Origin of the sequence: Paenibacillus sp. FSL K6-2393, from assembly GCF_038002545.1 — a bacterium.
Taxonomy (GTDB): domain Bacteria; phylum Bacillota; class Bacilli; order Paenibacillales; family Paenibacillaceae; genus Paenibacillus.
In genome coordinates this window covers 665,443-682,798 of sequence record NZ_JBBOCU010000001.1, presented here as the reverse complement: position 1 = coordinate 682,798, position 17,356 = coordinate 665,443, and the positions used below count along the sequence as shown (strand labels likewise).

At 43.5% G+C, this 17,356-nt stretch carries 9 protein-coding genes; all 9 read right to left on the bottom strand.

The genetic code is table 11. The features are described 5' to 3' along the window. Positions 1-108: 108 nt before the first annotated feature. The 9 genes from MHI14_RS02910 to fabZ all read right to left on the bottom strand — a co-directional run bounded on the left by MHI14_RS02910 (position 109) and on the right by fabZ (position 16,883). On the bottom strand, positions 109-3,729 hold the full coding sequence (locus tag MHI14_RS02910; protein WP_341129855.1) for an S-layer homology domain-containing protein: 3,621 nt from the start codon (positions 3,727-3,729) through the stop codon (positions 109-111). A gap of 519 nt (positions 3,730-4,248) precedes the next feature. Continuing rightward, positions 4,249-4,590, bottom strand: coding sequence for a hypothetical protein (locus MHI14_RS02905; RefSeq protein WP_036612519.1), 342 nt, complete (start codon positions 4,588-4,590; stop codon positions 4,249-4,251). A 206-nt stretch (positions 4,591-4,796) separates the two neighbouring features. Beyond that, a complete protein-coding gene (locus tag MHI14_RS02900) occupies positions 4,797-8,768 on the bottom strand; it encodes an S-layer homology domain-containing protein (protein WP_341129854.1) in 3,972 nt (1,323 codons plus the stop codon). Positions 8,769-8,931: 163 nt separating this feature from the next. Further along, positions 8,932-10,059 (bottom strand): glycosyltransferase family 4 protein, encoded by a 1,128-nt coding sequence (locus MHI14_RS02895; RefSeq protein WP_036667762.1) that lies wholly within the window; start codon positions 10,057-10,059, stop codon positions 8,932-8,934. Positions 10,060-10,457: 398 nt separating this feature from the next. Continuing rightward, a complete protein-coding gene (locus MHI14_RS02890; RefSeq protein WP_341129853.1) occupies positions 10,458-11,216 on the bottom strand; it encodes a WecB/TagA/CpsF family glycosyltransferase in 759 nt (252 codons plus the stop codon). Positions 11,217-11,223: 7 nt separating this feature from the next. Then, on the bottom strand, positions 11,224-12,405 hold the full coding sequence (csaB, locus tag MHI14_RS02885; protein ID WP_341129852.1) for a polysaccharide pyruvyl transferase CsaB: 1,182 nt from the start codon (positions 12,403-12,405) through the stop codon (positions 11,224-11,226). After that, a complete protein-coding gene (locus tag MHI14_RS02880) occupies positions 12,381-14,402 on the bottom strand; it encodes a DUF5693 family protein (RefSeq protein ID WP_341129851.1) in 2,022 nt (673 codons plus the stop codon). Before MHI14_RS02880 ends, csaB begins: the two co-directional genes overlap by 25 nt. A 217-nt stretch (positions 14,403-14,619) precedes the next feature. After that, positions 14,620-16,341 (bottom strand): phospho-sugar mutase, encoded by a 1,722-nt coding sequence (locus tag MHI14_RS02875; RefSeq protein ID WP_341129850.1) that lies wholly within the window; start codon positions 16,339-16,341, stop codon positions 14,620-14,622. Positions 16,342-16,451: 110 nt separating this feature from the next. Continuing rightward, on the bottom strand, positions 16,452-16,883 hold the full coding sequence (fabZ, locus tag MHI14_RS02870) for a 3-hydroxyacyl-ACP dehydratase FabZ (RefSeq protein ID WP_036613058.1): 432 nt from the start codon (positions 16,881-16,883) through the stop codon (positions 16,452-16,454). Between the last annotated feature and the right edge of the window lie 473 nt (positions 16,884-17,356).

The window sequence follows — 17,356 nt, the reverse complement described above, 5'->3', positions numbered from 1 at the left end:
GTTGCTATATAGTATAAACGTTTAAGAGGGAAAGGAAGTTACGATGTTGTTGTAAAAAAAGAAAAAAGCTTACCCATTAGGGTAAGCTTTTTCTTAACTAATATAAGATTAGTTAGCAGAAGTTGTAATTACGATTGTTTTGCTTGCAGCAGCATTATCTGCTGTGAAGATTACATCAGAAGCTGTACGAGTTACTGTGTAACCAGTCAGTTCTCCATCAAAAGCAATTTTGATGTTTTCAGCAATATCAGTTGTAGCATCAGTTGTTTGAACATCAACTTTTACTTCTTTAGTGATTGTTCCATCTGTGAACTTCACTGTGTTGCTTCCATCTCTGTTTGCTTTGTTCGTTACAGTAATTTTCACTTGTTGTGCAGCAGCAGTCACTGGCGCTTTACCTTCAGTCGTTGTCCGTACAGAACCAGACAATGCAGCACCAGTCACAGTAGCACCAATTGGTTTGCTTGCAGCTTCAGTTCTAGCTGTGAATACAACTTTTGCACCGTTGTTAGTTACAACGTAGTTAGTTGTCAATGCAGTAGCAAATTCACCAGCAACATCGGTAGCAATATCAGCCAGTGTCTCACCAGTAGCTACGGTATGAGTTACACTTTTAGCAGCACCGTCATTGAATACTACAACCACATCATCACCAACAGTTGGTGTTCCTGTCAGAGTCAATTCTGCTACTTGTTTTGCACCATTGTCTTGAACAGCGCCTTCTCTAACAGTTGAAACTGCACTAGTAGTAACACCTGTTGGTGAAGTTACATTAGCGGATGTTCTGAATGCATCCGATTTAGCAGCAAACTTACCATCAGTAGTGCGAATAAATGTTGCATTGTCTTTCACACTAACAATATATTCAATATTGCTAGGGTTGGAATAAGTGTCTTTAATAGTGATTTCAACTGTACTACCTACAACTTTCGCTGTGTAATCAGTTACAGGCACCAATGCATCGCTATCAGACGCTTTGTCAGCACGTTTAACCAAAAGGTTTGCTGCCACACCAGCAGGATCTACTGTGTCATCAAGAGCTACAGTAAATGGAAGTACAATTACTCGGTCATTTTGTGAAAGAGTATCACCGGAATTAAGTTTAACTCGTGGAGCTACTGTTCCAGTAGTAGTCAACTGAACTCCAGCAATTTTATGACCAGCATAAGTTTGAATGCTGTTATTGTTCAAAATGTTAACATTAGTGCTGTTAGCAAGATCTGCTGATGTTTTCAGCGTCACTTTGTTATTGTCAATTGATACAGAGTTCACAGTGTTATTGCCAGATACAGTGAAATCATTCACAGAAGCTTGAGCAATCGCTTGGCTGAAAGTCAACTCGATTGTTCTTGCATCTTTTTGTTCTGCTGTAGGTGTAGCAATAATTGACTCATTCAAAGTACCGGACTCAATCCAAGATGTTGCTTGACCTGTTTTAGATTTCAATCCAGCAATGCTAACTTCTTGAACAGATCCTGGGAACGAAACAAGTGTTCCTTCGATGTATTGTGGGAATACCAGAACAACAGATTTACCATTGTTAGCTACATTCACTTGTACATCAGTTGGAAGAGAGATGTTTTGTGCTACAGAAGATCCGGATTTCACAAATTTCACATAATAGTTAGCACGATTGTTCAACGTAGCGAGATCAATCTCTCTGTCGAATGTAAGTGCAACTTTACGCTCCGAACGATTAACATCTACGCCACCAAAGTCTGCCAGTTTAGGAGCAGCACTATCACTTGCCAAGAAAGTACCTTCATATGTTACCAAAGTATTGTTCAAAGCTGTGAAGTCTTTAACGTCAGCTACTTTCAAGCTGTAAGAACCGGAAAGTTTGGAATAGAATGTAACGTTGAATACTTTGTTATCGTAACCTGGTTTTGCATAAACACTCTTAACCGGGATTACATCGTTACCTTTTTTAACAGTGAAGAATTTGATATTTGCAGCGTCAACAGCTTTGTCGAAACGAACTGTCAATTCATCAGTCACGTCACTACCATAAGTTGCGTCTACTACTTTAGGTTGAACAAGGTCAACTGTCGCAGTAACTTTATGTTCTTTAGTAGCATTTGCATTACCGGAGTAGTCTTTCACATCAACAAACAAGTTTGTTTCGTAACCTGGAAGACGGTTAGCAGTGAAGTCTACTTCGTATACATTACCAGAGATTTGTGTAGCTTTACCAGTTTTCTTAGTTGTACCAGACAACCAGTAGAAGCTTTCATTAGTTACAGAGTTTGGATCTACTTCTTCATCGAAAGTAACAGTTACTTTTTCCAAAGTAGCAGAGATTTCAGTCACTTTAGGACCTTCAGTGTCAACTGCTGCTGTGAAGTCAGATGTTGCTGCCAAAGATTTCAGGCCAGCATAATCTTCAACCAAAGAAGTCGTCAACTTGTGATCTCCAGCGGAGATAGTTCCTGTGTAGTCACGCAGGATTACTTCACGCTCATTAGCACCCAAAGTTACAGATCCAACAAATGCTTTATCATCCAATTGGAAGTTGCTGCTTGTTGGAGCTTTGATTGGCTCAGAGAAAGTAACCTTGATTGCTTTGGTTCCCAGAGCTTTAACTTCTGTTACTGTTGGCAGAACATTGTCAGCAGATGTGAAGGAAACTTCACCTTGTGGCAATACAGTACCAGTAGAAGATTTCACGCTTTTCACAGATACTTTATAAGTTGTTCCTTGTGTGAATGCACCAGCAGAAGTTGTATCCAACAAGATGCGAGCTGTTTTACCATCTTCCAACAAAGTTACAGATTTAACTTTACGGGAGTTGTTATCAACAGTGTAGTTGTTTTTGTCAGTTGCAGTAGCTTTGTCTACTTTACCGTCAAAAGCAACGTCAACTTCTTTCAAGTTAACAGAAGAAGCGGATTGTACTTTAGTTGCAGCTTCTACAACATAAGTAACTTTTTCAGTGAAGTTCTTATCTTTGTAAGTAAATTTCACTTCAGTTTCTTTGTTAGCTTCAAGAGCTTTATCCAAAGTAACTTTTACAGTTTCGCCGTCGCTGATTTTGAATTCAACAACTTTTCCACCTTCAGTTACTGTGTAAGAAGATACTTTCAAGCTTTGCGCTTGGTCAATTGAGTAAGCAGCGCCTACAAGCAATTCACGGGAAGCGTTAGCTGTGAAGTTAGTGTTTGCATCAACCAAACCAGCGTTGATTGCTGCTTGAACATAACCTTTAGCCCAAGCTGGAGCAGTGTTGTTTGTTTCAGCTGGGATTTCAAGATCCAATGCACGAGTCAGGATTGTAGCCATCTCGGACACAGTCACTTTACCGTTGAAGTCGAAGATTTTCTTCTCAACGTTTTTACCTTCCATGATACCAGCAGCAGTTACTGCTTCGATGTAAGGTACAGCCCAGTTTTTAGCTGTGTAGTTTTTGTCAGTGTAAGAAAGAGTTCCAGTGATCTCTTTCAGACCCAGCAATTTAGTGATAACTTTTGCAAACTCAGCGCGAGTCATGTCTTTGTCAAGACCTGCTGTACCATCCGGATAACCGTTGAAGATACCTTTTGCTTTCAATGCATCAAACTGTTGTTGCGGGGAAACTGCTGTGTCACCGAATGCTACAGATGCAAACATTGAGAATGCCATTGCTGTAGACAATGCTACGGATAAAATTTTCTTCATAACCTTTTTTTCTCCTCCTTGGGCGTTCATAACATTTGAATTTTCTTTTTTAATAGGGTCGCTCGTATTCCTCATATATTGTTGCACCCCCTTTCCAGAGTTGTGAGCAAGTTAATATAAATGATGTCTGTGAGCATATCACAGAAACTTGTAAACTAGTTAATAAAGCAGAATCACACGTAAATAGAGTAGTTTCCTAATCCTACCTTACGTATTATACAATGGGTCTCTCGTGCCGTAAAGCAATTTTTTCTAAAAAATAGACAAGATTCTTCACGAGGTCATTCTTGGTAACAGGCCCAATGTTTTCGACTCTACACTTTAAACGCAGTAGATTTCAAAAAGTTGCGGATTGCACAAAAAAAAGTTTTGATTTTTTTTATGTATAGGTACAGTGCGGGTATTGAAGCCATTCAAAACCTTTTCAAACCGTTGATACAGCAGTGAATCTGGAATGGTGATCTCTGGTTTGTCTGTGCTACCAACGTTTATTTATACCCGCAACTTCAACCTATGAAGCGACAAAATTCACAAAAAATAAAATAAAAAAGCACCCCTATTGGGATGCTTCTGGTGCAGTTCTGGAAATATAAGTTATTTAATCTTCATCGCAAGTTCAATGATTTGAGCACGCATATTTGGATCACTGTTCAATCTCAGATACATATCGTCAATTGGTTGTCTGTTCTCACGGTACGTTTTCTCATGCTTCATCGTTGTGTGAGACCATTCAATCAACTCATTCTCAGCCAGAACCAGATTGTTATACGCATCATGGAAGCCAGTGGACTGTACAAGCCCTTCCATAACTTCCTGAGAGATCTCCTGAGTCTTGCGTGTATCTTCCAACTTTTTCTCCAGAATGACTGCCTGCTTCTCAAACTGTGTCTTTGCCTTCATGTAGCCCAGCTGGGCTTTCGAATAAATCGGTTTCATTAGCTAACTTCACCCTCTAGATCATTGTGTATTTACCGTTATTGTATCTTAAACTCTAGCAAATTACAAAAATAGTTATTGGTAAAAAACTGTTTCCTTCTATTATAAATGTATTCTATGTCCATTCATTGACGATCATAAAAAGAACCTGCCCCTTTAGAGTAAGGGACAGGTCCTTTCTAAATTGTACTGCTGTATCAATTGAATTAACTCAAGGTTTTAGGGAAAACTTTGGTGCTCTTCTTGAGCAACTCTACTGCAATTTTACCTGCTTCAGCACGGGTCAGATTTCCTTTCGGATTAAAGTTATATTGCGGTTTCTTCTGACCAGGGATTGTAATAGCTGCACCCTCCATAATTTTGGCTTTGGATACCGCTTGAACTGCCGGTAAAGCATACTTCTCTATGCTACCTGAATCAACAAATCCTTTTGCCACTGCTGCCTCAAGTTTAGCATCATTTGCTGATAGCTTCAGCTGCAGTGCGCGAGCAATCATTACAGCTGCTTGTTCACGTGTCAATGGTCGATCAGCCCCTACAACACCGTTACTAAGTCCTGAAAGAATACCAGCTCTTGCTGCAGTCTCAATGCTGTCGTAATCCCATGTCGTTGAGCTTGTACCTGGTCTCAGATCCGTAAACGTGTTGTTACTGTCTGAATTGATTGGCAGATTAAGCCCCTTAACCAGTAACGTGGCGAATTCTCCACGCGTAGTGCGATCATCCGTACCAAACTGTTCGAATCGAAGATTATTCATGAATCCTTTCGAATACAAACCATTCAGCACATTTCTTGCCCAGTTATGATTAATGATGTCATTATAACTACGTTTCAACTTCATAACTTTGTAATAACCAAATTCATCAAATGGCACCGTAATTGTATGAGCCTTGGTATTTACCTCACCACCGATATTCTGCCACTCCCGCTTGGAATTATAGCGGAATACAGTAATCGTCGAACCTGCATCATCAACTACATTTGAGTCATACGTAAGTGTTAATGTGCCTCGTTGTGAAGGCGTAATTTTGCGTTCTGACGGAATGTTAGGATCACCGAATAATGCTTCACTACTATAAGGTGGAAGTCCGTTGGTTGGCATTTTGTAACCTTGTGTTCCTCTGTCGCCAGTCTCCCCCATACCTCCATTGATCCAATAGACTTCAGAGATCGGACTGAAGTTCGTTGAAGCTGCTGTGGAACCAAAACGTGTATAGTATTCATCCTGGATCTGCCACGTTGGAAGGCCACTCTCTTCGCCCGTGTTGATGAAGCCAATCACATTACCATAGTCGTTACGACGTTCAACCACGCCACGAACCGGGTCAGCAATACCGAATAACAGTTTGGTATCTGGGTAATACTTCGCGATCCCTTTAGTATCCGTGCTTTGCATCACAGTACCTTTTGGAAAATTCAGTTGCAATTGCTTATTGAACACGGTGTACTTCGTAGCCACTTTCGGTGCCATGTACTGCGCGTCTACTCCTACAGTCCCTGTGTAGAACACGTTAATGGTATCCGTGAGATTTGATCCTGGCCGTTCTACAGTAATTTTGATTGCTGTGGACTTATCTTGTTTCAGTCCTACGTAATCGAACATAAAGCGATCTTCACCCACGTCTGTACGACGTACAGCTGGTTCTTTCCCTATGAGGACCTGGGTTGCACCTTCTGCCTCGATATCAATATGAACAAAGTTTTTATTAACTACAATCTTATCGCCGGAAGTTGGTTGTGGAGACAATAGGCGATAACCTGTTGACTCTCTTACAATCTCCAACTTTTGAGATGTTTTAGCACCTGTTTTATTGATTAACTCCAGAGTGTAGATGTATGTGCCTGGTGTCTCTAACGGAAGATCTCTAAGACGTACGACAAACTCATCTTGAGAACCAATCCGATCTACTACATATGGCGGATCCTTCTTGAATTCTGTTGAGAATTCAGGGGTTTCCCAGGTCACCGCAGTTTGATTATCCTGATTTTGTGGAATTTTCAACGTGAAAATGTTTTTGGTTCCCATATTTAAATTAATGCGTTCTGCTCCGGCTCCACGAATTGCGATATCAAAGGTCTTCTGACTTGTTGTATATACATTATCTTTGAGTGTAAATTCAGGTGCCAGATTGAACAGATTTTTGATGATTGCATCATCTGAATTATACGGTGTCGGAAGATCTTGTCTGCCTCTAACCAACGTAGGTTGGAAGTTCTTCACTGTCGATACGTTGTTATCATTAATGTAGAAACGAACTTCCTTTTTGATCTCGCTAGTCTGATTTTCTCCATCTTTTCCTGTAGCAGTTAAGACGAGTCTGTTTTCTCCGAAGAATAGCGGTCCTTTTTCTCCATCAATACTTAATTCAAAACTAAATGTACCCGTTTCTTTATTAAATGTTAAGTCTTTAGAAGCTGTTGAATCTGCATAATTATAGTACTTTGTTCCATTAGCGAATACATCAAATACAAAAAAGTCGCTTTTTAACATATCTCCAAAACCAACGAGTTGTCCTGAAACTTTAAATGGTTTTGGTTCTTTCGAGTTCACATCATAAGTCTCACCATCATTTACATTTTCAATATAAATGTAGTTTTTCGATGCAAATGAAATGGTTGCATCCCTATAGGCTTTCGATTCATTTCCACCAATATTGTAATTAAATCTGACTGTTTGTGTACCATTCTTAAATCCTGTAATTTTATAAATATATTTTGGATTTTGAGTAGATCCCGCAGGTACAGGCACGTCCATAATATATTTAATATTAATGGCACTGGTTCCTAACGGAAGATATTTGGCTATGATTTTATTTGCACCGTTTTCACCTTGGTCGGCAACTGCTGTGCTTGTCTCTACTGCAATATAAAACTCATCATTATCAATAGTGGCGCCATTAAGTGGCTGGCCAGCTGGAATGTTTCCTCCCTCACTATAACCTTTCAGGTATTGCAGCCCCGTAATAGCAACTTGGCCTGGTTGATACAGGAATCTGAATGTTTTGTTTATAGTTTGAGTACCGTACTGAATCGTGAGTGTATGTTCTTGATTCTCAATAGCATCATTTGAGACCTCTGCAAGTTTCAAAGGATCAATATCAAATTCAACCAAATAATAAGAAGGTGTGTTCGTAGCTGTACTTGGAATAAATATTTGCTTATCTGCTTGAGTAGGCATCGGCACTGTAACTGCTGGTGGAGGCGTTGTTGCACCTTCTATAACGGGTCTGACCGTTACATTAGCGTTTCCAATGAATGATTGTCCGCCTTGATCCGGAATCAGGACCTTCACTTTAACTAATGCTTTATCCTTATCCCCTGTATAGGAAGGACGAGTTCCTAGCAAATTCTGAGTTGAATCCTGTCCAACCAAGTCTAATCCCACAACAGGATTGTCTATATCATAATACAAAAGAGAGTAGTTGAACGTCAGTGTATCCTGCCCATTTTGGGCAATCAGTTTGATCTTATTCTCTCCCGGGTTAAGCTGCATCTGTGGTGTAAAGAATGACCCATCTTCCAAAAGTGAGGTTGGGAGTGCTTCACCATTATTCATTGAAACGGTGACTTTGGATGCATTCATCGCTGTACCCTGAATCGTAACAGCCTTCGCGTTAACAACTACTTTTGAACCATCATTCAAATTCAAATTAGAAGACCCGCCCATAATTTGTACGTCCTGCAAATATGGGACTTGATCGAATAAAATGTAGAAAGTCTCTGAACGTTCACTAGGTCCCTGTGAACCAGTGAATGTAACTTTGTTCATTCCCGGAAATAGGGTCAGTGTAGCATTGAAGCGATTATCCGGGCTCTCTGGATCAGCTGTGATGAAGCCAGGAGCTACACGTGTTGTACTTTCAACCCATTTACCCCCATCTTGATTCAATTGTTGAACATTAACGGCTAGAGTTGACCCCGATACATTGACGAATGTACCAGAAACAGCCTCTTCTTTGTTAGTAACTCTGTATGCTCTCTCACGAGTCAGTTTGTTGGTATCTGTATCGGTTCCTTCCAACAACAAACCTACAGTGCTTTTCAGTGTCGTATTATCAGGAGTAAAATAACTCGTCTGTCCCGCCGCCGATGCGACTGGTGCAAGGCCAGCTGGTATTAGAGATACAACCAGTGCCACCATCATCAGCCAGATTAACGGCTTCTTCGTACGTTGCATTCAATCATCTCTCCTCTTTTTAAGTCAGTTACCTTTATATATCGGCAAAAGGTTCCAATTATTTAGTAAAAACCTCAAAATAAACAAAAAACCTTATCCACGAGGGATAAGGTTGGGTCTGGAATAATATTCAAGAATAGCTATAACCATTACATTTATCTATTTATGATTTCGAACGAGTCTCCGGATTCAACTTAACGCGCATGCGCATCAGGAAGTTAATAACCGGTCTTCTCGTTTTGCTAACAAGCCCGATAACTTCTGCTCCCACTTGGAGGAAGAACATCATGATACAGATGACCACAAACGTTACCCAATTCGCTTCAAACATGGCAGCAGAAGATTGGATAATCGCCAGAACTCCGAAGAATGCGGCAATTCCATAAATGATCAGTACCGTCTGACGGTGACTGAATCCAAGTTCACGTAAGCAGTGATGCAGGTGACCTTTATCCGGTGCGAAAATCGGTTTCCGTTGTACCGCACGACGGATAATCGCGAAGAAGGTATCCGAGAGCGGCACACCGATAATGATCAGCGGTGTAATAAAGGACACGATAGCAATTTGTTTGAATCCGAGCATGGACAGCATCGCCAGAGAGAAACCAAGGAATAGTGATCCGGTATCCCCCATGAAGATCTTGGCCGGGTGGAAGTTGAAGAACAGGAATCCGATAATACTACCCAGCAATACAAGACACATCAAGGCAATCATCATGTTACCCATCAGGAAGGACATCACGGCAATGGTACCAATGGCAATACCAGATACACCAGCTGCCAGACCATCCAGACCATCAATCAGGTTAATCGCATTGGTTACACCAACAATCCAGAAGATCGTCAGCGGTATGGATACCCAAGCTTCAAGTGAAGAGTAGGAATCCTGAAACGGAATGTTAACGAAATCTACCCGGATATTAAATCCGAATACAACGACAGAAGCAGCAACGATCTGACCAAGCAACTTCACTTTGGCCGATAGTTCAAACCGATCATCGAGTGCGCCGATCAGTACGATAATTGTTCCACCAATCAGAAACGCGCTGACAAAACTCATATCCCGAGTCGTGAACCATGCCGATACAAACGGAAGCAATGCAGCAACTGTAATAATAAAGGCCAGGAATATCCCCAGACCACCAAGACGTGGCATGATCCGTGTGTGTACTTTACGTGCATTCGGCGTATCCATTGCGCCAATGCGGACTGCGAACTTTTTGACAAGTGGTGTCAGGGCAAGAGCCAGTCCCATTGACACGATAAATCCAATGATAAAGATCGCTACCATTTGAACATTCGACCCCCAATTATAATACCTGTACGAAATTATAAATCCCCTGATCTCTTTTTATATATAAAAATTATTTGTTAGTCACTTTTGATGAAAAATTCTGTTACACGATAACGAAGAGTGCAAGGAAAACCTAGAGAAGTGTAACGTTCGCATTTATCACCGGATTTCATCCTTTGAAAAAGGTAAAAGGAAATCTGGGGATAACGGCGATCGACAGGTTGCCTTGTAATCGTAGTGGCAAGTGTAACGGTTCTGTTTTCGTGTTGTGACACAGCTTCTGCTTTCATGGAGTGGCACACATGTAATCCGGAATGAATTATACGCTCATCACACCCGAAAAGCCATCCTCAATTTCTAGCAAAAACACGCATTTATCTCGCAATTACCTGTTTTTAACCGACTTTCGTCACGTTTTCTTTGTCACGCATCACCTTAACAGCGAATTTCGGAAGCGCAAGCATCCGGCCAGCCCGGCTTGGTTCACGCAATAAGCGATAGAACCACTCCAGTCTTAACTTTTGGAACAGCATAGGCGCACGTTTCGTTTTACCCGAAATCACATCAAAGCTGCCGCCAACGCCCATGGTTACGGGAACCTGCAGTGCATCTTTGTGTTTGTGAATCCACGGTTCTTGAGTGTCGGCCCCACGTGCTACAAACAACAGATCAGGTGCTGCTTCCCGTATGGAAGCGACAACCTGTTCATCCTCAGCCGGACCAAAATAACCGTCGCGATAACCCACAATTCGAATCGCCGGATACTGCTGTTGTAACCGAACTGCCGTTTCTTGAATCACCTCAGGGGTGGAACCCAACAGATATACGCCCCATCGATAGTTTTCTCCAACACGCAGCAATTCATGTAACAGCTCAAAACCCGGCACTCGCTCAGCTACAGGATCTCCACAATAGTTTGCAGCCCATACGACACCAGTTCCATCAGGAACAATCAAATCCGCAGCTTGCATGACTTCCATGATTGCGGGATTTTCCAGCGCAGCCATAACCATAATCGGGTTAGCTGTAATGACTTGGTGTGGTTTCTTGGACAGCACAGCTTCCTGGAGAACCTTTACCGTTTCTTTCATCGTCAGTTTGGAAAAAGGAATGCCGTAGATTGAAACGGTAGGTATTGATCCGGTCTGACTCATCTTTATCTCATCCTTTGCGGCCTAAATAGTTAATAATCTGCTGTGCAGGTACTCTCGCTTCCTGCTTCAGTTCAGTGATGCCTTCTTCATGTTCCTTCAGCCACTGTGAACGTTGATCCAGCAGTCCAACAACAGTCTTCGCGAGTTTGTCGCCATCGAGTGTATCCGTATTACCTGCTGGCTCACTATCCAGGCGAAGCAGGAATTGATCAATTTTGGGATCATACGAGATGCCCACCGGAGGCACATATTGCGAAGCTGCATAGATCAGACTGTGCAGACGCATACCGATGACGAGATCACACTTGCTGACTTCCTCCAGCATAAGCTGAGGGTCGGTCAGATCTTCTGTGATGCTAATCTCGCTGCCTTTGCTGGTCACATCACCGAGCATTTCCATAAGGAAACGTGATGCCTGTTCATCCACTGGCAAATGAAATGGCAGAAAACGCAAGTGCACGGCTCTTTTGGAGCACAGTTTTTTCAATCCTGCGGCAATAGCCGTAAGTTCCTTCCGGTCTGATTCCCAAAAACGTACCGATACGCCGATCACAGGAAGCTTGGTATGTCCTCCAGTTGAAGGTTCCACTCGATTAGCTTGGTTAGCAGCATTTGCTGAGACAGCACCTGCGCTCCTCTCAACTTTTGTTTCAGGTAATGGCAAACCCATTACGGGGTCAGGTACAACATGGATCTGATTCCACTGTAACCCGAGCCCACGCAGGTAGTCTGCAGATTGTTCATCCCGAACGGATACATAGGTGCAGGCCTTAAAGACCGATTTGATCATCGGATTAAAAATTTTACGATTCACAGGGCCAATCCCCTGTGCATAGATAAATGTTGGTTTTTTCAACCACTGGGCCAGCTTGATTACACCCAGATAATAAGGAATGGATTTCAGTCCAGTTGCATCCTGCAATAGACTTCCTCCGCCACTGATTAACCCGTCACTCTCCTTGAGTGCTTCACGGACTTCCTTCAATTTCATACGATGCACAGAGCGCACACCGTACATGGCGGTTGTCGACTCGGGATCACCCGAGAGAACAATAGGTTCAATGGTTATGTTCGACCTTTGGCTTTCCTCTTCCAGCGCTGTCAAAATCGACTTTAGCACCGCTTCGTCTCCGCTATTGCGGAATCCGTAATACCCCGAGATGACTAACTTTTGAGAAGTGGTGACCATTTTTTCCAACATCCTTCCGCTACTTGCCACACACCCACAGCAATGATACCGAAGATTAAGCCAAGTCCCAATCCCATCACTCCACGAATGAGTGACAATACAGCCGGCGTATGGATATGCGCGAACGTATCCACCATGGACAATTGCCCAATCGCTGCAATAATGAGCACAAAGATGACTTTACGATATTTTAAAGCGGCGAACACGCCAACGATAAACAGCGGGTGTCCCAGCATAAATTCTTTAAATCTCGGACGTACACCGAACGTATCTTCCAACACAACACGAAGGAACATCTCGAATGGTGTAACCGAACCCGAGTTGCCTGTACGACTTAAATAGTAATATCCAACAACGGCAGCAACAAGTCCAAGTACTACCATTACAACGGTAATCGGTGTACGAAGAATATTCTTAATTTGTTTAATAGAGAACGATCCCGAACCACGATAAAACACAATGTAGATCGCTACCAGTGCCATAGGTGCAAAGTGCAACAGACTGACGCCACGGAACTGGTTAATGACCAGACTGTACGTAATACTGTTAAGCAATGCGATGACAAAAGGTACCGCCAGGAATGACAGAATCGAAGTTCTTACATATAACACCAACGTTTGCTTCAAACGGCGACCCGCAGATGCGTCTGGTTGACGCTGTTGCTGATAGTTCACTGTACGAACGGCCAGCACCATTGCTATAGTCGGCGCGGAGATTGCCACAAGCAAGGCGATTCCTTGCTCCAGCAGCGTTGGTTTCAAGAGGAACAATCCTGCACTGCCCACCAGAGCAACCACAAATGCGATCAAAGTCAGCAGTGGGATAAAATAAGAAACCATAAGTGCAATCATGGCAATTGCACCAACAAGAGCAACCAGCTTGGCATAACGCTGAATCGAAGAATCCTTAACTGTAAATGCCTCAGCTTGTCCTAGCTCGAATCCATGCTTCGCCATGCGTTCTACCGCATGACCCGGCTCACCCAAGCTGTTGATCAGATTCTCAATTGGATCTGTAATCATGGCCTTTGCTGTATTCCGGCTTGGTGATGCATTCATATAGAGCATACGAATGTTGCGATCCTTGGTTGCGAGAACAAAACGGTCAGCAATTGTGTCTACGTCCAGATTGGCATCTCCATCACTAAGCGAGTACAGACGCGTAACGTTGTAATCCGTTTTATACGCAAGGGTCTGGAACCCAGACTGCGGTTTCTTCAAGTTCTCGATGGCTGCAAGACCAATATTGTGCTTGTTCAGCAACTGTGCAAATTGGTCGAGACTTTTCATCTCTGCATTATCATTGTACCCTTTCACAGCATCACCATCAAACAAGATGCGCTTTACGCCATTCTCTTCGAAGAAGGTAAGCAAGCGCTCCATCGATTCCTGGCTGTATGGCACACTGTCCGAGATCCGCGGCAAAATGTAGAACCCTTTATCACGCAGCATCTTCACGGCAACCGGATCGGGCTGCAAAGGCTGCATGTTGGCATTCTCCGGAGGAGTCTGCAATATTAAGCCGCTACGACCTTCATATTCCCATGGTACTACCGGAATCTGCCGATCAGCGAACGTTTGTTCAATAATAGGGGTATACGTCTGTGCGTTTTCCTCCGATGTAAATAACACATACGTGTAATTTTCATTAGAAGGAATCACATTTTTGGTCAAGTTCGCTAGATCTTGGCCATTGTACACCATTAGTCGGCGTGTCTTTCTCAGCTCGTCCAATGTACTTTCGAACACAGCCATCGTTGTTACGCCTGCATCTTTTAGACGAGTCAATTGTTCATTCATGAAATCTTGCGGATGTGCCTGATACGCTGAGATATCCAGCAGACCTCGATAGTTGAAGACAAGCTCCACCTTTTTGGCAGAAGATTCTGTCTGCACCCGATCACTGATTACAGGGATGGACGCAACCAGACCGATGATAACGACGAGCCACAACCACTTCCGAGAAGCGTTATTCCAATAAAGCCATTTTTGACGCACTACATGTACCTCCTCAAGTGTTGGAACCAAATGCACGTTCAGCTCAAGTAATTCGTTCATTTAACATTCTTACAATAGGTTACAAACAGCTTGTGTCAACAAGCCCTCTTATATGCTAGAACCATCTACACTTTTATTTCAAAGAAAAACCCCTCCGCCAACCAACCTTACGGTGCGGAGAGGCCTTCTCATGTTCTTGCTCATTGTTGCATTCGTATTATTGTGCGTCTACACGCGACATCACGGTAGTCACCAGACGCTCGATCCGGCTTTCCGCATCTTCCAAATTCTCTCCACGCACGGCGAAGTATACTTTGATCTTTGGTTCTGTCCCTGAAGGGCGCAAGCAGAACCATGAACCGTCTGCCAAAATGAACTTCAGTACGTTCTCCTTCGGAAGACCGTCCAGACCAAGGGAGTAGTCCAGTACATCTTGTACAGCATTTCCCGCTACTTCTTGTGGCGGATTGGAACGCCAGTCCGTCATTTTGGCTTGAATCTGAGCTACGCCGTCTTTGCCTTTCAGCGTACGGGACTCCAGCTTCTCCAAGAAATATCCGAATTGGTTGTACAGCTCTTGCAAGACATCATACAACGTCTTTCCTTGACTCTTATAATACGCAGCTGCTTCAGCAATCAGCATCGAGGCAAGGACAGCATCCTTGTCACGGGCATAGTTGCCTGAAAGGTAGCCATAACTCTCTTCATATCCGAACAAGAATGTATGACTGCCTGTTGCTTCGAACTGGTTCATTTTTTCACCGATATATTTGAAACCTGTCAGTGTGTTCATCACTTCTGCACCGTAATGTTCAGCAATAACAGCACCCATCTCACTTGTTACGATTGTTTTGACAACCGCACCATTGCTTGGCAGTGTTCCGGTCTCTTGCAGGCGACTGAGCAGGTAATGTACCATAATGGCACCAGACTGGTTTCCGGACAAGACGAAATATTTGCCATCGTTGTCTTTCACCACAGCACCCATACGGTCTGCATCCGGATCTGTTCCGATCAGAATGTCAGCACCAACGGATTCTCCCAGCTTCATTGCAAGCGTAAACGCTTCGCGTTCTTCCGGGTTAGGGGATTTCACGGTAGAGAACTCAGCATCCGGCTGTTCCTGTTCAGCTACAATGTGCAGTTGCTCGAATCCGATCTGTTCCAGCACGCGACGTACAGGGATGTTGCCTGTTCCGTGAAGCGGTGTGTAAACGATTTTGAAATCACGACCTATGCCGGATTGGATCAGTTCACGGCTCAGACTGCGGCTTGCTACGGTATCCACAAACGCTTGATCTTGCTCTTCACCCAACCAGATCAGGAGTCCCTGAGCTTCTGCTTCTTCTTGCGTCAGTTTCTTCACGTCAGCAAGGGAAGGCACTTCCTGGATGTACTGAATGACTTTTTCCGCTTCAGCCGGTACCAATTGACCGCCCTCATGATTGTAAACTTTATATCCGTTGTATTCCGGTGGGTTATGGCTCGCTGTTACGACGATTCCGCCAGTAGCCTTCTGATTACGCACCGCAAATGACAACTCAGGAGTTGAACGCAGGGATGGGAACAGCTTGGCTACAATGCCGTTTCCAGCCAGTACAAGCGCAGCATCCAGTGTGAATTCAGGTGAGAAATGACGGGAATCATGAGCTATGACAACAGAAGGTTTACCTTCCTGGTCACCATGCTGCTCAAGCAAATAACGCGCAAATCCTTGCGTTGCCCGACCTACGGTGTAACGGTTCATCCGGTTGCTTCCCGCACCAATGACTCCGCGCAATCCCCCTGTACCAAACTCCAGGTTTCTGTAAAAACGTTCCTCCAGCTCTTTCGGCTGATCCTGCAAGTCACGAAGCTCTTGTTTCGTTGCTTCATCAATCGAAGCATCCTCCAACCATTGCTGCAACGTCTCTGCTGCTGCTGTGCTTAACTGTTCCATTCCGATAAACCCCTTCCGTCTATATAAATTCAGGTGTGCTGAGTACTCTAGCATCTTGCATCATTCGGTCCAACGAAGTTCCTGCATGATGTCAATGCTCACGTATGTAATCAGCTTGGGTCAGACAGTGCAAACATAATCTCGCCTTCAGCGACCACTTTGTCATTCACTCGGGCAGTTGCTTTACCTTTACCAATAGAACCCTTCAGACGTGTAATCTCCACTTCCAGAATCAACGTATCTCCGGGCACAACTTGTCCACGGAATCGGAAGTTGTCCAGTCCCGCCAAAAAGCCGATTTTGCCTTTGTTGCCTTCCAAATTCAGAATAGCTACTGCACCAACTTGAGCCAGCGCTTCTGTAATCAGTACACCCGGCATTACCGGATACTCTGGGAAATGACCAATGAAGAAAGGTTCGTTAATGGTTACGTTTTTCAAACCAACGGCACGTTTACCATCCTCAATCTCTAGAATCTTGTCCACCAGCAGAAACGGGGGACGGTGCGGGATGATTTCTTGAATCTGTTTGATATCGAGCACAGTGTAATCTCCTCTCGGGATGTTTATATGAGCGTTCTTCATCATGGATTTTTCATGTGCGCATAGGTGACCATTACGATTACGGATCGTTCTTTCGTTCGCTGTTGTTTCCTAATTTTTTTGATCAACCTCAGAGAGGTCAAAATTCGGTGACAAAGGCGAGCGCTTCGCTTCTTCTGAACGATTCCGTTCCCTCCACTTACTTCGGTGCTGCAAGGTCAACCCCCACATGACAAAGTCGAAGCTCATATAAATGGTTTTTTAATTTTTAAATTTTGTATGGAAAGCAGATTTTCGGTTAACACTAGTTATATCCTTCATGACTGCAGTAGTGAAGGTTAAGATAAGGGGTCTCTCTTCGCGATGACGAATGTCTTTCGCAGGGGAGGCCTCTTTTGTGACGTCAAACGTCATCCATCATTATACTGTTTTCAACGTCAAAAAGAAAACTCCTGCCTGCGCAGGAGTTTTCG